Origin of the sequence: Paenibacillus sp. BJ-4 (assembly GCF_020404765.1) — a bacterium.
GTDB lineage: Bacteria > Bacillota > Bacilli > Paenibacillales > Paenibacillaceae > Paenibacillus.
On the sequence record NZ_JAIVEM010000071.1, the window covers coordinates 1 to 19,531 of the forward strand.

A 19,531-nucleotide genomic window follows, 5' to 3' on the forward strand; every position below is an offset into this window, starting at 1 on the left:
TTTCTGTCCTTTTTTAGCCATACAAATATCCCCTTCAAGTTCACTCAATCCTCATGATACCATGCGGACTTTTTTGAGTGTCTACTTGAAGGGGATAATACCAGTTTGAATAACGAGAGCAGTCTTTTTTGTTGCTGTTCAAATGTTACAGCATCCCTTACAATGATCCTTGACATGTTATGATATATCTTGTGGTATATCATAGTGACAATTCTTTAGTAAATGAGGAAACAAAATGCAATTAACACTTACAATGAGTCAGAAATGGAAACAGCTTTTTTACATTTTGCTACCCATCCTGATTACCCAACTCGCATTATCCGCGATGACTTTTTTTGATACCAATATGTCCGGACACTTTTCTCCTGCCGATCTGGCTGGTGTAGCTATCGGAGTAAGTCTGTGGATCCCCGTGCAAACAGGTCTCAATGGCATACTTATGGCGATCACGCCGATTGTGTCCCAATTGGTTGGGGCACAGCGCAAAGATAAAGTTTCCTACTATGTCATTCAGGCGCTTTGGCTATCTCTTGCCTTATCCATCATTGTTCTGATTGCAGGCCTTTTTATCGTCAATCCTATTTTGAATGGCATGAAATTGGAGCCGAGGGTTCATAGCGTTGCAGTGTACTATCTTTGTGCGATGGCATTTGGTGTTATTCCATTATTCGCCTACACAGTGCTCCGAAGCTTTATGGATGCTCTAGGACAAACCCGATTTACTATGGCGATCACACTGATGTCACTCCCTATCAATATTCTGTTAAACTATTTGTTTATTTACGGAAACTGGGGTTTTCCTCGTCTGGGTGGTGTGGGGTCTGGGGTTGCAACCGCCACCACCTACTGGATCATTATGCTGGTCGCTGGCATCACCGTCCACCGAGGAAAAAAGTTTGCCGAATACCGAATCTTCCGCAAAATATACGGAATTGCCTCCAGCGCCTGGAAAGAGCTTATCCATATTGGTGTACCGATTGGCTTTGCTATATTTTTCGAGACTGCCATTTTCTCTGCTGTCACTCTATTGATGAGCAGTTACAATACGGCCACCATCGCCGCTCACCAGGCCGCCATGAACTTTGCGAGCACACTGTATATGCTTCCGCTTAGCATATGTATGGCACTTACGATTCTCGTCGGTTATGAAACAGGAGCTAATCGCTCGCGGGATGCCAAAACCTATAGTGTACTGGGCATCAGCACCGCAGTGGGTCTGTCACTGATCACAGCTATTGTTCTGCTCATCTGGGGTGAACAGGTGGCTCGACTTTATTCCACCGATCCGCAAGTGATTCAGTTGACTCAGCATTTTCTTATCTATGCGATTTTCTTTCAAATCTCAGATGCCATCGCTACGCCTACTCAAGGGGCACTACGCGGGTATAAAGATGTCAATCCGGCCTTTCTACTCACATTCCTGTCCTATTGGGTTATTGGGCTTCCCGTGGGGTATATACTCGCACGCTGGACATCCTGGGGCCCCTACGGCTACTGGATCGGTTTGATTACAGGTTTGGCCGTAGGCGCTATTTTACTTCTCGGACGTCTGATGCTGGTACAACGTCGTTTTACCGATAAAAAACAACACGCAGAGGCTGTCTAGCCTTTGCGTGTCTCGATAACATATGCTGTGCCTGAAGTTATTCTTTTCTTCTCCACAATGGCTACCTCATTCAGCTTGGGAGGATACAGAAAGTGTCTCTCCACATGTTGATCCATCTCCTTAAATGCCTGTTCTTCATTTTCAGCAGCGAGAATGACCGTTAAAGCTCCTTCTGAGCTGTCCACTTCGATTTTAAACAAATACATGCGTTATAGCCTCCTCACAGTATTTAAAGCTAAAAAAATAGCGGATGACTCGGGTCATCCGCATGATTTTACGTTTCTTCAAAATCAGAACCGATCTACTACAAATAAAGGCTCTTATTATTGGGACAAACGTAATGCCAGCTCGTAAAGTTCCATATTGAATTCTTTTTTCGTGCTTACTACCTTACCAATATCTGTAGCTACCAGTTTGCCATCAATCATTCCGCAAGCTTTGTCAGATACGCCCTCGATCAATTGACGAACAGCAAAATCACCCAAACGGCTGGCCAGATTGCGGTCAAACGCGGTTGGTGTGCCTCCACGTTGGATATGACCAAGCACCGTAACACGCGGTTCATAATCCGGACAGTTTTCTTGGATTACCTTTGCTACATCTTCGCCTTTGCCTACGCCTTCTGCAACGATAATGATACTATGGCGTTTGCCATGCTTAAAGTTTTGCTTCATCCGATCCGATACTTCGTTCAGGTCAAACTCTACCTCAGGCACCAAAATAGTTTCCGCGCCGGAAGCCAACCCAGCATGCAAAGCAATATCTCCGCAATGACGTCCCATAACTTCCACAATGGAAGAACGTTCGTGGGATGACATCGTATCACGCAGTTTATTGATCGCGTCCACTACGATACTAACCGCCGTATCAAAACCAATGGTGTAGTCTGTGAAGGAAATGTCATTGTCAATCGTACCTGGAAGACACATGGTCTTAATGCCTTGCTTGGTCAGTTTGTTAGCCCCTTGGTAGGAACCGTCGCCACCGATCACGACTACGCCATCAATTCCACGGTCACGCAAAATTTGCGCGCCTTTTTTCTGCCCTTCTTCAGTTATAAATTCCAGGCATCTTGCAGATTGAAGTACAGTACCTCCACGTTGGATAATATCTCCGACGCTTCTCAGATCCATCGGGAAAATATCGTCGTTCAAAAGGCCTTGATAGCCGCGTTGAATCCCGAATACTTCCAGTCCAAAGTACAAGCCGCTACGCACGACGGCGCGAACTGCCGCGTTCATCCCTTGTGAATCTCCACCACTTGTTAATACTGCAATTTTCTTAACTGCTGTCATGATTTATGACCTCCTCAAAATAATCATATAAGCCTTCTTATCCATCGACTGTTCAATAAGAAAAACAAACGCATGAGCGGACTGTTTTTCATTAAACGTCTCGAAACAGCGCGCACATCCTGCTGCTCGCTAACTTTGGGGTCGGATAAATATAAAGCCAGCAATCCCTCGATAATCATCCGGTGAAAGGAGCTGGCAGGGACATCTGCAATATCAGCCCGCGCCCGATTCACAACGTAGGCGATCCGGTCCAGCATCATGTCGGCATCTTTATAATAGTTGCAAAAGTTAAGATCTCCGCCCTTCCGGTCTTCGTCTTGATCGATTAGATAATCCAGCAAAATATGAAGACTGCACACATGTGGAAAATACGATGCATGTATTGAGGCAGCCCCCGCATCTGTCAGATGCTGGTCGCTGGCAGCAAGAAACAGCATAAAGACCCCCAGGGTTGAACCCGTAGCCGCAGCAAATTCGTTCCAGCGCAGCTCCGGTGTACGGTCTTTATGTAACGACCACCAGTCCAAAAGCGCTTGTTCCCGCAGCTCGGGTTTAATATGCTTGTATACTTGCAAATCCGTGTATAATCCCGCTAAATCCTGAACGTAAGGCATTGCCGCCTCATAGCCCGGAAGTCTGCTTATACAAGACTGACAGGTTGTCACCAGCCCGGTCAAATAACCGTTATCCTCCTGCTCCCGACGCAATTCATAATAGTTCACTGGCTTAGCCGCCGGATTAACCGCATCCAGCATAGACTGATGGAGCAGCCTGAAATCATCAGGGTCCATAGACGTACTGCGATCACACAGGTTGTCCAGATAATCGCTAATGGTCTGGTACGCCACGATCAGCGGAATTAGCGTCTGTCTGGCAGACATATTGGCTGCGGCATAAACCGCCCCGCCTACACAGTGAAACGTCTTTCCCGCTATACTCGCAAGTGCCTGACTTCTCAACTCGGGGTCCGGGATCTGCTCCGCCTTGCTCTTCCAGTTGCTCAACTGTTGTTTTGTTTCAGGGAGAATATGCTTGTACATTCGGCTCATTAGACCTATGGGGCCTCTCGGTACTTGATAACGTCCTTGCTCAACATAACTCAAATGACGGTGCCTCCACATTGTTGTCTACGTAATTATACCTATCCAAACCATATTCATTATAATATGATCGTCCTTTTAGCACAAATGAACAACCTCACTTTTTTCTTTATTATCCAAGAAAAATGGGCTATTTTCACAAAAAGCTTACTCCTGTGATGTTTAATTAGTTAAAAATAGCATAAACGTCCTACTTATCCCCCATCCTTTGCTGGCTTCATGCCTTGGGGAATCTCTCCCATACTCGCTTGCTTCCATTTCCCGGAAGCATAATAGACAACGACCGCCACCGCAGAAATAGCAAAACCAACCGGGAAGCTCCACCATACGGCATCCAGGCCATACTTATCGACAAATGCATAGGCCAAAGGTATACGAATGCCCCATAATGAAACAATGGTAATTAAAAGTGGTATCATTACGGAGCCCGTAGATCGAACAACACCCGTAATAACATTGGTAATGCCGAATATAACAAAGGACCACAAGGTAATCAGATTAATCCGCATCCCCAATTCCATTGCACCTCCCGTAGAAGGAAGAAACATCAGCAAGGCCTGACGGTTAAACACGTAAATTAATACCACAGCTCCGCCAGTTAACACAAAATTGTACACAATCCCAATCCAGGTTGTCCTGCGCACTCGATCCCAACGTCCGGCTCCGATATTCTGAGCAGCAAACGAAGATACAGCCGCACCTAAAGCCATTGCTGGCATTTGCACATAGCTAGACAAATTATTCGCTGCCGTATAAGCCGCCGCTGCCACAGTCCCGTAGCCGTTAATCAGGTTCATTAATGCAATTGCACTGGTCGAGACAGCGATCATTTGCAAACCCATTGGCACTCCCTTACGGATCAGGGTCCAAATAATCTTCCAGTCGAATCTTAGCAAGTGAAGCTCTGAAGATGTAATGCGCAAAAAGTATTTTACACGATAAAGGTAAATGAGAATCAGCACGAAGCTGATCCCTTGAGCGATCAGGGTAGCAGCTGCGGAACCTCCAATGCCCATTGCAGGTATCGGCCCCCATCCGAATATTAATAACGGATTAAGTAGTACATCCAGCACGACGGAGACGATTAGAAAATAAAACGGTGTTTTGGAATCTCCAGCCCCTCTCATGACGGTCATAATGTAGTTATATCCGTACAAAAAGGGCATACCCGCGAAAATAATACGCGTATACGTGATTGCCATATCCACGGATTCGGCAGGTGTATTAAGCACGTGAAGAATCCACGGAACACCCACAAAACCGATAATGCCTATAGCCAAAGCAAGCACTAGAAAAAAAACTGCACTTGTGCCTACTACACGCTTGGTTTCAGCAATGTCTCCTGCTCCTATATTTTGTCCGATCATAATGGTAGCAGCCATCGTGACACCAAAGATCGAACTGATAAGAAAAAACATAATAATATTTGCGTTGGAAGCGGCAGTCAATGCAGCCTCTCCGAGAAACTTCCCTACCCAGATCGAATTGATAGTTCCATTCAGGGATTGCAGAATGTTTCCGAACAGCATCGGCAAAGAGAACATAAATAGCGATTTTGCAATGGGACCTTCAATTAAGGAAGGCTTAGAACTAGCCTCTGCTGCACTCATTTAATCAGCTCCTTCAATTTAAAGTGACTTCTGCTTGGCTTTATTACGTATAATACCCTATTCCAACTTAACCTCTTCATATCATAAACGTTTTCACGCAAAAAAGCGCAGTCCCTTAAACTTTAAGGAACTGCGCTTTCAATTCATCGTTTAACCGTAATATATAAGACATCCGTAGTAACGGAACAATTCTTACAATTCAGTTACACTTACAGTTTGATAACGTTAGCTGCTTGTGGTCCACGGTTACCTTCAGTAATTTCGAATTCAACCGCTTGACCTTCTTCCAAAGTTTTGAAGCCGTCGCCTTGGATTGCGGAGAAATGTACGAATACGTCCTCGCCACCATCCATTTGGATGAAGCCATAACCTTTTTCTGCGTTAAACCATTTAACTGTACCTTTCAAGTGAACAACCTCCTAAAAATACCGCCATCTATGGCGAATATCCATATTATACTTCATGCTTTTTCACAATGCAATTGATGTTTTTGATGAATTTTCAGGCTGGAATGATTTGCTTTTGCGGCGGAAACTGCGGTATCATGAACCAAAACATCTATATATCGGAGACATGCATATGATGAAAAAACACGAAATATACAAAAAAGACAATTGGAACATGATGACTGTCGAGGTGCAGGGCCGTTACATCGTTCTACGGGAAATATCCGATGATTGGGGCGAGGAAGCCCACACCTTTTTGAGCCGTCCGGCGCTAATGCAGTGGGCTCAAAATCGGTTTCCCAAGCAGTCCTTTCAAGATAACGAGGAAGAGTGGCAGCGGATCATGAACGCTTTCAAGCAGGTATAGCTGATTCATGGTGTCCAACAGCTATCTCATCTTCATTATTTTGGCCTTCACGCTGGGCGGAGTGCTGATCATGAAACGTGATACGATACCGGCTCCTCTCAAAAAGTGGATGGCCCTCACTGCCGTAATCATGGTTTGCCTTGCCTTTTATCTTATTGTATACAGCTTATTAAATATAGGTTCCAACCCACAGTAAGGAAAATTATACTTTCCGGGGTAAGAGGTCATACTATGGCATAACAAGCCATGGTATAAGGAGGATATGCCGTTATATGCATCCCGTAAAACCTCTTGCCTTGCTGCTTACGGTAAGCGTGGCGGTTTCTTCGTTTTGGCATCCGTCCCTTACCGCCGCAGCCCTACCCCACATTATGTTCGATCAGAGGAGGCTCCCCATGAGTAAAATTGTAAAACGCGCCGATGCACCGGTGGAAAATACATGGAAACTGGAAGACCTGTTTCCTGACCGCAAAGCATGGGATCAAGAATACGAAGAAGTCAAACAATTAGCCAAAAAGGCTGCACAATTCCAAGGCAAGCTTAATTCAGCCGAAGCGATTGGCAACTGCTTTAAACTGGAAGATGAACTGTCGCTTAAAACCGAGCGGGTCTATGTGTACGCCCATCTGCATCATGATGAGGATACGGCTGAACCTACATATCAGGGGCTTTCGCAAAAAGCCAAGAAATTAGGCGTTGAGGTTGGCGAGTCTCTTTCTTTCGTGACGCCGGAAATTTTGGCACTGCCGGATCAACAGCTTGATACCTTCATTGAAGATCCGAAGCTTGCGGATTACAAATTTACCCTTCAAGAAATGAAGCGGGAAAAGGCGCATGTTTTGGGCAAAGCAGAAGAAGCCCTGCTCGCTCAGGTTGGCAATCTGGCTCAGGCTCCGCAAACGATTTTTGGTATGCTGAACAACGCCGATTTGAAGTTTCCTAAAATCAAGGATGAAAACGGCAAAGAGGTTGAGCTAACCCATGGCAGCTATATTCAATTTCTCGAAAGTCCGCACCGTGAAGTACGTGAGCGTGCTTTTAAAGCGGTCTATGACACGTATGCAAAAAATAAAAATACGATTGCTTCCACACTGAATGCCAATGTGAATAAAAATATTTTTTATTCTCGTGTTCGCAAATACCCTTCCGTATTGGAAATGTCACTATACGGTGACAATATTCCGAAGGAAGTGTATACGAATCTCATTGATACCATTCATGAAAGCCTCCCTCTTCTCCATCGTTATATCAAGCTGCGCAAAAAATTGTTAGGTGTGGATGAGCTTCATATGTATGATTTGTTCGCACCGCTTGTGGACGAATATAAGATGGACATAACGTATGAAGATGCTAAAAAGCAAACGAAGGAAGGTCTTAAGCCACTGGGCGAGGACTATATGGCTTCGTTGCAAAAAGGCTATGATGAGCGCTGGATTGACGTTTACGAAAATGAAAATAAACGGACAGGTGCTTACAGCTGGGGTGCTTATGGCACCCATCCTTATGTGCTCCTGAACCATAAAGATAATCTGAACAGCATGTTTACACTTGCTCATGAAATGGGACACGCGTTGCATTCATATTATTCTGACAACGCCTTGAAGTATCGGGATGCACAGTACACCATTTTCCTAGCTGAAGTGGCTTCAACGACTAATGAAGCATTGCTCATGGATTATCTGCTTAAGAAGTCTACCGATCCAAAAGAGAAAATGTATCTTCTCACCTACTATGCGGACCAATTCCGTACAACTGTTTTCCGTCAAACGATGTTTGCGGAATTCGAGAAGATTGTACATGAACGCGCAGAACAGGGAGAATCCCTTACACCACAGCTTTTATCAGAGATTTACTATGATCTGAATGTGAAATATCACGGACCAGGCATGAAGGTAGACAAAGACATTGAAATGGAATGGGCGCGTATCCCTCATTTTTATAACAGTTTTTATGTCTACAAATATGCTACCGGCTTCTCGGCTGCAACTAGCTTCTCTAAACAAATTCTCGAAGAAGGCCAGCCGGCCGTTGACCGTTACTTGGGCTTCTTGAAGAGCGGCGGCAGCGATTATTCCATCAATATTTTGAAGAAAGCTGGCGTTGATATGTCCTCTCCTCAGCCGATTCGTGAGGCAATGAGCGTATTCGAGGAAGTCATTACGGAAATGGAAAAGCTAACTGAAGGAAAATAGAATCGTGCACGCATAAAATCCAGCATTGAAATGATGCACGGATAAATCCCTTGTCCATGACGGGCAAGGGATTTTATAATGTACCGTAAGAATGGAACAGGAGGAGGTGGCAATTTGAAAACACAATGGTCTTTAATCGCTGCTCTTGTTATCGCCTTGTTAACTGCTGTATTTGCTGTCATTAATGTGAACTCGGTTCAAGTGAATCTTCTGTTTAGTAGGGTGAGTATCCCCTTGATCCTGCTAATTCTTGGCTGCACTCTTTTAGGCGGACTTATCGTCGGTTCATTTGGTATCTTCCGCCAATATAAGCTTCAGCGAGAAATTAAACGTCTAACTGCTCAGCTTCATACACTTCAAGAAGAGCATAATTCCGCGATGGAAGCATACGAAGGTGGCATGACCTATGACACGCTTGATTCACCCAGTACGCTGTCTACATCCGACAAAGATACAGAGCAACCGTCCTCTAACCCTGATCGGTTGTCCAAATGAGGAGGAGCAACAAGATGACGATTCAATTGAATGAGAATTATATCATGACCTTTCTAAATCGGCTGCTGAATACGCCCAGTCCCAGTGGCTATACCCATCAGGTGATGGAACTGATCCGCAAGGAAGCTGAAAGCCTTGGGGTACATATCGAATGGAACGCAAAAGGCGGTGCCATCTTGACTTTGGAAGGTCAGGAAACAGGCTATACGGTGGCACTGAGCGCACATGTGGATACATTGGGCGCGATGGTACGCTCGATTACAAGTCAAGGCACCTTGCGTCTGACATCCGTTGGCGGCTTTATGATGAACAGCATTGAGAACGAATACTGTCTGATTCATACCAGAAGTGGACATACGTATACGGGTACCATTCTGTCCAGTCACCCATCCGTACATGTCTATGACGATGCACGCAGCTTTGAGCGCAAAGAAAGTCATATGGAGATCCGGATTGACGAGCTGGTCGAGTCCAAGGAAGACGTGCTTCAGCTTGGCATTGCGGTGGGTGATTTTGTTTCATTTGATGCCCGTCCGGTCGTAACACCGAGCGGCTTCATCAAATCGCGGCATTTGGACGATAAAGCTAGTGTGGCTGCGTTATTTGGTTTATTGGAATCTGCCGTAAACGAAGGCTGGAAGCCTCGGCATACCGTTAAACTGCTCATTTCCAACTATGAGGAAGTGGGACACGGAGCGGCATACATACCCGAAGGAATCACTGAGATGATAGCTGTCGATATGGGCTGTATAGGTGAAGATCTAAGCTGCAAGGAAACAGATGTTTCTATCTGTGCCAAGGATACCTCCGGGCCCTATGACTATAATATGACGACTCGGCTGATTGATTTGGCCAAAGAGCTCCATATTCCGTATGCGGTTGATATTTATCCGCACTACGGTTCAGATGCCTCGGCTGCGCTGCGAGCAGGCAACAACATCCGCGCTGCACTGATCGGCCCAGGTGTACACGCTTCCCACGCGATGGAGCGTACGCATAAGCTGGCCGTGGTGAACACTGCTCGTCTGCTTGCAGCTTATGTGACGGTTTAATCTGGATAATGACAACCGGCCTATTACCCTGGAGAATAGGTCAGTAAAATAGATCGGTTAAACAGATCAGTAAATAAAAAAGCAAGTCGTCCGGCTTTACGGAGACTTGCTTTTTTAGTATGAGTAACAAGAAAAAAATCGCTTCTGTACCATGTTGGTTGCGTGCTATATGAAAGCTTATGACTTGCTTTGTTCAATTTGCTCGGCAAGCTCGTTCAGGTAGGTCCAGCGCTCCATTTGATACTCCAGATGCTCTTCGGCCTTCGTTTGCTCAGCCATAAGCTCCTGTAGCCGTGCCGAATCACTGAAAGCCTCCTCCATCTGTCGTTGGATGTCGGCCAACTTCTCTTCGGCTTGTTCAATCAGCTCGTCAATTTGCTCATATTCTCGCTGTTCCTTAAAGGTGAATTTAAGCTTGACTTTGCTTGTCTCCTTGACCGAATTCGAAGCACCTTCTGACTTTGGCGCAGAAGACCGAGCCGAAGAAGCTATACCCGGCAAAACAGACGTAGCCGCAGATGATTGAGCATTTTTGCTCATCCATTCTGCATACTCGCTATAGTCGCCCACATGCACTCGTACCTGTCCTTCGCCTTCAAATGCGAGTATTTTATCCACCGTTCGATCCAGGAAGTACCGATCATGAGAAACGATGAAAACCACACCCGGGAATTCATCCAGATAATCTTCCAGTACGGAAAGGGTCTGAATATCCAAATCATTTGTAGGCTCATCCAGCAGCAGCACATTCGGTGCGGACATGAGGACACGCAGCAGATACAAGCGCCGTTTTTCGCCCCCGGACAATCGCGAAATCATCGTCCATTGGGCGTTTGGCGCAAACAGGAAACGCTCCAGCATTTGCGCGGCTGTAATCGTTGATCCGTCTGCTGTACGAATCACCTCAGCTTCTTCCTTAATGTACTCAATGACACGCAGTGATTCGTTCATTTCCTGATGTTCCTGCGTAAAATAGCCGAGTTTCACAGTCGGTCCCAGCACAACACTGCCGGAATCCGGTTCTACACGCTGGGCAATCATTTGGAGCAGGGTAGATTTCCCACTGCCGTTGGGACCCAGGATACCGACACGATCCCCTGGAACAGCGATATAGCTCAAATCCTGTATCAGCTTGCGAGAATCTACCGATTTGGACAGATGCTCCAGCTCCAATATCTTTTTACCGAGACGCGTAGAGGCTACGGACATTTCTACCGATCCCGAACGAGCTTCCGGCTGTTGATCCCTGAGCTGCTCATAGCGCTCAATGCGCGCTTTCTGCTTGGTCGAACGAGCCTTGGCCCCCCGGCGAATCCAGGCCAGCTCATTACGCAGCAGGTTTTTCCTTTTTTGTTCCGAAGACGCTTCTCGCTCCTCGCGTTCTGCCTTTAGCTCCAGAAAACGGGTGTAGTTAGCCTCATAACGGAAAAGCCGACCATGATCCAGCTCCAGCATGACATTCGCAACTCGATCCAGAAAATAACGATCATGCGTGATCATTAATAGCGCACCGCGTCTTTTTTGTAAATATTGCTCCAGCCATTCCACGGAATCATTATCAATATGGTTGGTAGGCTCGTCCAAAATGAGCAGCTCACAGGGTTGGATCAAAGCCGCCGCTAAAGCTACCCGCTTGCGCTGACCGCCGGATAGAACGCCCATACGCGCCTCAAACTGAGTGATTCCCAGCCGAGTAAGTATATTTTTGGCCTCGCTCTCCAACTGCCATGCCTGAAGCGTATCCATTTGCTGGCTTGTTCGCAACAGACGGTTCTGAAGCTCCTCGCTGCCCGGATTCAGCTCCAACAGCTCCATGGTTTCCGTGTATTCACGCACCGCTTTCATTTCTGGCTGGTTGCCGTGAAAAATATGCTGGAGTACCTTCATTTCAGGATCAAACTCCGGATTTTGCGCCAAATACTGAATACGTACATCATTGTTCACTGCAATATTGCCATCATCTGGTGACTCCAGCCCAGAAATGACTCGTAAAAACGTCGATTTGCCGGTACCGTTCACACCGACGACACCTATTTTGTCACGTTCATCCATACCAAAGGAAGCATCCTGGAACAACACTTTTTCACCATAGCTTTTCGTTATATGTTCAACGGTCATAATATTCATACGGATTCCCTACTCTTCCCCAGTTTTGTGCTGCATCCTTTTTATTTTAACACAGACACAGCTAATGATTAAAAAAAAACCGTTACCTGAACAAGGTCAGTACGGTTTTTAGCTACAAGATGTCAGAATTATTGCACCCCAGCGGCTTTACACCCGTGCATAAATAAATGAGCTGTCCATTCAGCCATCTGGTCCACGTCGCATTCGTGGAAATCCTGATTCAATAAAATATCCATTTTCATACGTTCCAGCATACCGATAAAGGCCTTTGCATGGAACTCGGGCTGCTGCACTCCCTCTGACGCCAATTTATTTGTGACCATATCCGTATAGTCTTGAATAAACCCCCGCATAAATTCCATTAAATCAGGGTCGTTGTTCGGAGTCATAAAAAATAATTGGGTATGCTGCTTGCGCTTGTAATAGTAATGCAGGTGCAAGTTGGCCATCCGCAGCAGTCCCTCTGCCAAATTACGTTGGACCAGTGCACCCTGCATTTCAGCCAGATATTGCTCGCAATCTCTGCGTGTGACTGCTGTAAATAACTGCTCCTTGCTTTTAAAGTACAAGTATACCGTGCCTTTGGCAACACCCGCATAATCTGCAATCTCGGAAATTTTACTCTCATAAAAGCCTTTGGTGCCGAAGACTGTGTAAGCGGCGTCCAAAATAGCTTCATACTTATCTCCGTGTATACCGCTCATCTTCGCACCTCCTTATACAATGATTAAAGCACGGTCAATTTTAAAACAGTTATTTTGTTGTATCGATCTCCATCACGGTGTTCAGAGTATAAAGAAAATACCTATAAGAGCGACCAAGCCTCCAAAAATTGAACTAATGCTATTCACCCGATCATTACTCATCCAATGCCAGCCACGCTCATATACTGTTGTTTGTCCACAATGCGAGTCAACTTCTACTTCCCGTCCACAAACTGTGCAGGAACGCATCCTCTGCACCGTAGCACCTAGATAGGAATCAGCAAAGGCTCCCGCACTGCCGGATATACTTCCAATTAATGCCCACAGCCATAGCGGTAAGCCCGGCGTTCCTATGGCATATCCAAAAAACCATGCACCTATTCCGATCAATACGCCCCCAGCCAAGGCCGCAGTCGTTCCCATTACAGATACGCCTCCCGAGGTTCCAGGTGCCAGTACCTTCCTGTTAAGCACCGAACGTGGCGGCTTACGGCTCAGACTGCCGAATTCTGTTGCCCACGTATCGGATGTGACCGTAGCCATGACACCTACAAACGCTAGCTGCCAGGCCATATGAGGCCATATTGCATACCCCAGACATAGCAGCATGCCTAATCCCCCATTGGCCCATACCTGACCTGCATCCCGATTGCCGGTTTTGGCATACGATTTTTCAAGCTCTGCCTTTCGCTCCTTTTTGAACCTTGACAGGAGAGTTGATGTAATGAAGAACAGGAGCAATGTGCCGAACCAGAACAGATTGCCCGCCCCATAATACACGGTTCCCATCAATACAGCTGCGAGAAAGCCCGATAAGGTTAAGGATTTTTTATAAAAAGCAGCCCCCGCTACTACAGCAGCGCAAAGCATTCCGATGATCCAGTCCATCCAATACCCCCCGCTTTTAAATGGAATCTCCGTTTTCGTTTTTCAGTTCTTTCTATTATTGTACATCGCTCTGCGCTGATATAAAAGCCGTGCCCCATGCTTTGGCAGAGGACACGGCCTTCACAATTCTTATTTACTGGGATCAATCTTTAGCCAACCACCAAGAAAATCCCCTTTTTAATCCTCTTCACTGATACCGTTCACAGTCTGTTTAGGCGATAGTGCAGCTTCCCTGACAATCACTTCCCCAGAAAAGCTCGAATCGATCCCCGCTTGTGATAGGACCAACACCCGCCGGAGTACCTGTAAAAATAATATCCCCCTCACCCAGTCCATAATGGATCGCTATGTAGTCAACGATGTGCTGGATGGAAAAAATCATGTCCCTGATATGGCCGCGTTGTACTTCCTGTCCGTTTTTGAGCAAGCTAAAATCCTGCTGTTCCAGCACGCCCAAGCTCTCCAAGGGCAGAAAGGGAGTCACAGGAGCAGCCGATTTAAAGCCCTTGGCGGCAGTCCAGGGATGGCCTTTTTTCTTAAGAACGCTTTGTACATCACGCAGAGTAAAATCGATGCCGAGTGCAAATGCGCTCAGACACGTATCCGCAGACATCCCAGGCTCGTAATTACGCCCGACAGCCACAACCAGCTCAGCCTCAAAATGAATATCACCTTTCCCCTGAGGAAGCTCCAGCGTGGCACCATCCAGCGGAACAACCGCGTGGGAAGGCTTTAAAAAAATCATCGGTTCTGTAGGAACATCATTCCCCAATTCCTCTGCATGCAGCTTATAATTGCGTCCGACACAGTAAACATTACGAATTTCCACGTTCATTACGACCAGCCATCCTTCCCCCATATGTAATGCGTTAAGTTAACGAATAAGATTACGTATATAGTGCCACAATCGGTACTTGGAAAGCAAAAAAACTTGCTCCCAGCGATCCGGCCAATTGGTACAAATCATCAATTCAGGATGCAGTGCAGACAATTTCCGCATGATACGGCGGTCATCCACCGTCCATGCCATAACCGTAATACCACGTCCCGTCAGGTCCTTCATCAGGTTTCGATCCAGACGCGGATAGCCCATGGATAGAAAAGAGCATTGCAGCTTTTCCAGCTGCTTCACCAAATCGTCTGGACGTGCGTCGATAATCAGTCCGGTACGGATCTCAGGTGCCAGCTCTTTGGTGCGGCGTAAAGCGGTACGCTCAAAGGAGGTCAATACTACTTCACCCTCCATCTGCCTCATCACAATTTCACGAAGTACAGCTTTCTCGAGGCCTGGATACATATCGCCCGCTGTTTTAAGCTCAATATTGAGTGATACACGGCCGCGACACATATCCAGAACCTGCGCGAGAGAAGGAATTTTTTCTTCGCGATATTTCGCATTTTTCCAGCTACCTGCATCAAGTTGTTGCAGCTCTTTCCAGTCCAGGTCCTTTACCCGTCCCGTCCCATTCGTCGTTCGCTCCAGCGTAAAATCATGAATGACCACCGGAACATCGTCCTTCGATAGCTGTACATCCAGCTCAATCCAGTGTACAAACGGCTGCTCCAGCGCAAGCCTAAAGGCCGCCATCGTGTTCTCAGGAGCCATACCTGAAAAGCCGCGGTGAGCCACGCACAAATGATTCATCCCAATTATGACCTCCATCCACAAAGGAGTTCTTCATATAATTGTTCTGTTAATTCTCAATTTAAAATTTTTTCCAAACTTCTAGTGTGCACTTACTGTACCATCCGCACCTATCGAGACATTTCCCGGCGACAATGCTGCTACTCTCTGCAAAATTTTGTTGGCCTCCGCATCCTTCAATGGGATTGGTTGACCCAGCTCCGCCCGGTAAGGAGTCAGCTTCATATCGCAAGTCCCACTTCGGGTACAGGTTGCCTGAAATATCGCTGTATCCCAAGTGGCTGGCACCGTAGATTTGGAAAAAATAAAATTGCCTGTACTGTATGCAATCCATTTGCCTTTGTATTGCTCCATCCCTTGAAGCACATGCGGGTGACCCCCGATGACAAGATCTGCTCCGGCATCAATAAAAGCATGTGACAACTCAGTTTGATGCGGCTCCAGGGCAGTGGCGCGCTCCTTCCCCCAATGGGCAATGACAATCACCAGATCTGCCTGTCTTCGGGCCTCGCGGATGGACTTCACGATGGCAGTCGAATCATATGCTCCGGCAACACCAGGCTGTTTGACGCCTGCATTCCAATTGGCTTCGGGCATGACACGTGTAGCTCCTAACAACGCAATTTTAATGCCTTTACGTTCAAAATAATGCGGAGCATACGCTTCTTTTGCATTACGTCCGGCTCCAGCATGCGCTATACCCTTTTCATCCAAATATTTCAGTGTATCCAGTAATCCGCCTGTACCCTGATCCAAAATATGATTGTTAGCCAAATTTACAGCATCTATTCCTGCTGTAGCCAACGCAGTTAACGCCTTGGGAGAAGATTTATACACATACGTTTTATTTAACGCACCAACACCACCGGTTGTCACCGGCGTTTCCAGATTGGCAACCGTCAGATCATCTTTACGAAACAAGTTGCCAAGATATTGATATGGGAAATCAAATCCGTTCTTCTCCAGCCGCTGCTCAACTTTACCGGAAAACTGCACATCCCCTACAAAGTGAAGCGTGACTGTGGGTGAAGCCTTCCCTTCATTCTCCTGAGGCGAATCCGAGTTTGTAGTGTTGCCTTCGGAGTCTTGCGTATCAGACGGTGTCACAGGACGATTGCCCGTATCTACAACAGCATCAGAAACTTGCTTCGCTCCATCGTCAGCAGCTTGCTCATCTACATCGGAGCCTTCGTTCAGTTGTTTACTGGACAAGGCTGTAAAATTTTTACTCACCGGGGCAGAAGCCTCTCCTTCCCCAGTAGATCCCGTATGGATTTTCTTCTCTGATTGTGAATGCTCTTCGTTGTCCGCAAGTGAGCTACTACCGCCACGTTCAAATATGTAATAATAACCGAAAAGACCTATAATCATTAGCAGCAGGACAAGATTCGTTAAGATCCAAGCCTTGCCTATTTTGGTTTTTCTCGTTATCTTCCTACCTTCATTTCGCTGTGATCTGGGAGGGTACATTCTTCACTCCTTCTATGCCATTGCATATACATGAATTCCTTTTATTCGGCGAATTTTTCACCTTCTCCATTATATATCAAATTTCAATATAAATAGAACCCCTCGCCTAGAACACGAAGGGTTCATTATCGAACTTTTACACCTGTACCTTGACCGCTTCCTGCTGTGCTGCTTGGACGGCATTAGCGGCCCACTCCTTGGCCTGACGGATGCAATCCGGTAAACCGATCGCATCATAGCCAGCGCCCAAAACATACACTCCCGGCATGGCAGTGCGCAGCTCTTCCCGCAGATCGGCTATAGCCTGCGGATGCCCTACTGGATATTGCGGCATAGAATTGCGAAGACGTGTGATTTCGGTAAACAACGGAGTCGCCGTAACTCCCATCATCTCTTTCAAATCCTGCCGTACCAGCGCAATCAGATCATCATCCAGCAATTCTACGGTTTCCTCGGCTCCTGCTCGCCCTACATAGCAGCGCAGCAGCACCTTATCATCCGGGCTGGTATGCAGCCACTTGGCAGATGTCCACGTACATGCCGTCACACTGCGTCCCTCTTTACGGGGAACGAGAAAACCGGAACCGTCAAAGACATTCTCAATATCTTTTTTATCGAAGGCCATAACCACGTTGGCCACAGATACATAATTTACAGCCTCCAGGGCAGCCACATTCACATGCTCTCGCAAGAGCGGTGCAGCAGCAAAGGTTGGAGTCGTTACAAAAATATCGTCTGCCTCCAGCATCTCTCCATTATCCAATATAACGCGATAGGCGCTTTTTTCACTTTCTGCTGTCTTTGTGAATTCGGTAACAGCAATTCCCGTGCGCAAATCACAGTCATACAAATCGTTCAGTAACGCATGCACCAAACTTTGCAGGCCTTGACGGAAGGTCATAAAGACGCTTTTTTTCGTACCAGTATGTGTCTCGGCTGGTTTTCTCCCGGTCATCATCCCGTGAATGAGGCTTCCGTATTGCTGCTCAACCTCTGCAAATTGTGGGAAAGTCGCCTGCAAACTTAGCGTCTTCATGTTGGCGGCATAGATCCCGGCCAGCAGCGGCTCGGTCACATTTTCCAGCACTTCCTTACCTAGTCGACGTTCGATGAAATCACCCAATGCCTCATCTCCAGGTTCGCGGCGGGGCGGAATGACAAAATCCATCATAGCCCGCAATTTCCCACCCAAGGAAATCAAGCCGCTGCGCAGAAATGGCTTCAGCTCCGTCGGAATACCCAGTACCAGACCGGGAGGCATCGGATGAAGCTGTCCTTCATGCAAAATGTACGTCTTTTTTGCTTCGGGATTCGTGCTCACCAGTTCATGATCCAGTTCCAGCTCTTTCGCCAGGTCTATCATGGCCGTTTTACGGGCCAGAAAGGAATCCGGCCCCTTTTCAATCACAAACCCGTCTTTATGCAACGTTTCAATTTTGCCGCCTAGCACAGGAGCCTTCTCCACCAGCGTAATTCGTGGTGTGTAGCCAGCTTCCTTGTACATTTTTCGTGTGTAAAAAGCTGCGCTAAGCCCAGTCAAGCCGCCACCAACAATCACAATCTTGCGTAATTTTTGCTCCATTATGTCCTCATCCCTTTTTCCATTGGTCTATGATGACATCACTAAGCGTCTCCATATACAGCGGATCACTGTTGAGTGAATCTATGCGCTGAAAACGCATATCCAGCTCCTTCGCCAAAGCCTGCGCTTCAATATCCAGATCGTATAGCACCTCTAAGTGATCGGATACGAAGCCAACCGGCGCAGCGAGTACATACTCTACCTGCTCTTCCCTGAGACTGTGCATGGTATCCAAAATATCAGGCCCCAGCCAAGGCTCTGCTGTGCGACCCGCGCTTTGCCACGTAAATTGCCAGTTGGTAATTCCCACCTTGTCCGCAACAGCCTGCGAAGTAGCCATTAATTGCTCCACATAAGGATCACCCATAGCCACAATCCGCTCAGGCAAGCTATGCGCACTGAACAGAACACGAACCTCATCACGTTTGGCCCCTGCTTCTTCAAAAAGCGCCAGCTTGGCATTCACACGCTCGGTGAGCGTCTTAATCAGCTTGGGATGAAGATGATAGCTCTCCACAAAAGATATGGCCAGATCCAGCTCCTGTGCCTTGGCCTGTGCACGCTTAATGTAAGTACCTACACTCATAACGGAATAATGCGGAGCCAGCACGACACCCACCGCTGTACGAATGCCATCCTGCACCATCGCTTCCACACCATCCTCAATAAACGGCTTGGCATGTTTGAGTCCCTGGTAACAAATAAATTCAATGTCCGGGTTGCGATTCTCCCGATTTAAGGTTTCTTGCAGATTTTGAACCTGGCGATCCGTATTCTGACGCAGTGGAAAAACACCGCCCACAATAGCTTCATAGCGGTCTTTTAATTCCTTTAACTGCTCCGGTGAGGGGGCATTACCGCGACGAATATGTGTATAATAGGCCTCGACCTGATCCAGACTCTCCGGCGTCCCGTAGGACATAACCAGAACACCCACTTTGGTTTTCATTTA

19 protein-coding genes are annotated in these 19,531 nt (G+C 46.9%); 6 read left to right on the plus strand and 13 right to left on the minus strand.

Features of this window, described 5'->3' with window-relative positions; translation table 11 throughout:
- Positions 1-235 precede the first annotated feature (235 nt).
- On the plus strand, positions 236-1,606 hold the full coding sequence (locus LCF57_RS11175) for an MATE family efflux transporter (protein ID WP_226000747.1): 1,371 nt from the start codon (positions 236-238) through the stop codon (positions 1,604-1,606).
- On the opposite strand, the gene LCF57_RS11180 is transcribed toward LCF57_RS11175, so the two are convergent.
- The 5 genes from LCF57_RS11180 to LCF57_RS11200 form a co-directional block, all read right to left on the minus strand.
- Entirely contained in the window at positions 1,603-1,812 is a 210-nt protein-coding gene (locus LCF57_RS11180; RefSeq protein WP_226000748.1) for a DUF3906 family protein, read from the minus strand. The genes LCF57_RS11175 and LCF57_RS11180 overlap by 4 nt on opposite strands.
- Before the next feature lie 117 nt (positions 1,813-1,929).
- Positions 1,930-2,901 carry a 6-phosphofructokinase gene (gene pfkA, locus LCF57_RS11185; protein ID WP_226000749.1) on the minus strand — a complete coding sequence of 324 codons (972 nt, stop codon included), beginning with the start codon at positions 2,899-2,901 and terminating at the stop codon, positions 1,930-1,932.
- Between the two features lie 23 nt (positions 2,902-2,924).
- Positions 2,925-4,004, minus strand: coding sequence for a tetraprenyl-beta-curcumene synthase family protein (locus LCF57_RS11190; RefSeq protein WP_226000750.1), 1,080 nt, complete (start codon positions 4,002-4,004; stop codon positions 2,925-2,927).
- Between the two features lie 191 nt (positions 4,005-4,195).
- Positions 4,196-5,611: an MATE family efflux transporter gene (locus LCF57_RS11195; RefSeq protein ID WP_226000751.1), complete on the minus strand. Its 1,416-nt coding sequence runs from the start codon at positions 5,609-5,611 to the stop codon at positions 4,196-4,198.
- A gap of 209 nt (positions 5,612-5,820) precedes the next feature.
- Complete coding sequence (locus LCF57_RS11200; RefSeq protein ID WP_013309706.1) at positions 5,821-6,018, minus strand: cold shock domain-containing protein; 198 nt, start codon at positions 6,016-6,018, stop codon at positions 5,821-5,823.
- A 172-nt stretch (positions 6,019-6,190) separates the two neighbouring features.
- Between LCF57_RS11200 and LCF57_RS11205 the strand changes: the two genes are divergently transcribed.
- The 5 genes from LCF57_RS11205 to LCF57_RS11225 all read left to right on the plus strand — a co-directional run bounded on the left by LCF57_RS11205 (position 6,191) and on the right by LCF57_RS11225 (position 10,163).
- Positions 6,191-6,424: a hypothetical protein gene (locus LCF57_RS11205; RefSeq protein ID WP_226000752.1), complete on the plus strand. Its 234-nt coding sequence runs from the start codon at positions 6,191-6,193 to the stop codon at positions 6,422-6,424.
- Between the two features lie 7 nt (positions 6,425-6,431).
- A complete protein-coding gene (locus LCF57_RS11210) occupies positions 6,432-6,620 on the plus strand; it encodes a hypothetical protein (RefSeq protein WP_007429808.1) in 189 nt (62 codons plus the stop codon).
- Between the two features lie 199 nt (positions 6,621-6,819).
- Positions 6,820-8,616 (plus strand): oligoendopeptidase F, encoded by a 1,797-nt coding sequence (gene pepF, locus LCF57_RS11215; RefSeq protein ID WP_226000753.1) that lies wholly within the window; start codon positions 6,820-6,822, stop codon positions 8,614-8,616.
- 78 nt (positions 8,617-8,694) lie between these two features.
- Positions 8,695-9,111 (plus strand): LapA family protein, encoded by a 417-nt coding sequence (locus LCF57_RS11220; protein ID WP_413232193.1) that lies wholly within the window; start codon positions 8,695-8,697, stop codon positions 9,109-9,111.
- A 14-nt stretch (positions 9,112-9,125) separates the two neighbouring features.
- Complete coding sequence (locus LCF57_RS11225) at positions 9,126-10,163, plus strand: M42 family metallopeptidase (RefSeq protein WP_226000755.1); 1,038 nt, start codon at positions 9,126-9,128, stop codon at positions 10,161-10,163.
- A 177-nt stretch (positions 10,164-10,340) separates the two neighbouring features.
- Here LCF57_RS11225 and LCF57_RS11230 read toward each other — a convergent pair whose 3' ends face one another.
- The 8 genes from LCF57_RS11230 to hemH form a co-directional block, all read right to left on the minus strand.
- The gene (locus tag LCF57_RS11230; protein WP_226000756.1) at positions 10,341-12,290 is read right to left on the minus strand and encodes an ABC-F family ATP-binding cassette domain-containing protein; all 1,950 of its coding nucleotides are present in this window, start codon (positions 12,288-12,290) and stop codon (positions 10,341-10,343) included.
- Positions 12,291-12,418: 128 nt separating this feature from the next.
- Positions 12,419-12,994, minus strand: coding sequence for a TetR/AcrR family transcriptional regulator (locus LCF57_RS11235; protein ID WP_226000757.1), 576 nt, complete (start codon positions 12,992-12,994; stop codon positions 12,419-12,421).
- An 81-nt stretch (positions 12,995-13,075) separates the two neighbouring features.
- Positions 13,076-13,882 (minus strand): DUF92 domain-containing protein, encoded by an 807-nt coding sequence (locus tag LCF57_RS11240; protein ID WP_226000758.1) that lies wholly within the window; start codon positions 13,880-13,882, stop codon positions 13,076-13,078.
- A 211-nt stretch (positions 13,883-14,093) separates the two neighbouring features.
- Entirely contained in the window at positions 14,094-14,717 is a 624-nt protein-coding gene (locus LCF57_RS11245) for a fumarylacetoacetate hydrolase family protein (protein ID WP_226000759.1), read from the minus strand.
- 39 nt (positions 14,718-14,756) lie between these two features.
- A complete protein-coding gene (locus tag LCF57_RS11250) occupies positions 14,757-15,527 on the minus strand; it encodes a glycerophosphodiester phosphodiesterase (RefSeq protein WP_226000760.1) in 771 nt (256 codons plus the stop codon).
- A gap of 81 nt (positions 15,528-15,608) precedes the next feature.
- Positions 15,609-16,997, minus strand: coding sequence for a CapA family protein (locus LCF57_RS11255; RefSeq protein ID WP_226000761.1), 1,389 nt, complete (start codon positions 16,995-16,997; stop codon positions 15,609-15,611).
- 136 nt (positions 16,998-17,133) lie between these two features.
- Complete coding sequence (hemY, locus tag LCF57_RS11260) at positions 17,134-18,579, minus strand: protoporphyrinogen oxidase (protein WP_226000762.1); 1,446 nt, start codon at positions 18,577-18,579, stop codon at positions 17,134-17,136.
- Between the two features lie 7 nt (positions 18,580-18,586).
- A complete protein-coding gene (hemH, locus tag LCF57_RS11265; RefSeq protein WP_226000763.1) occupies positions 18,587-19,528 on the minus strand; it encodes a ferrochelatase in 942 nt (313 codons plus the stop codon).
- Between the last annotated feature and the right edge of the window lie 3 nt (positions 19,529-19,531).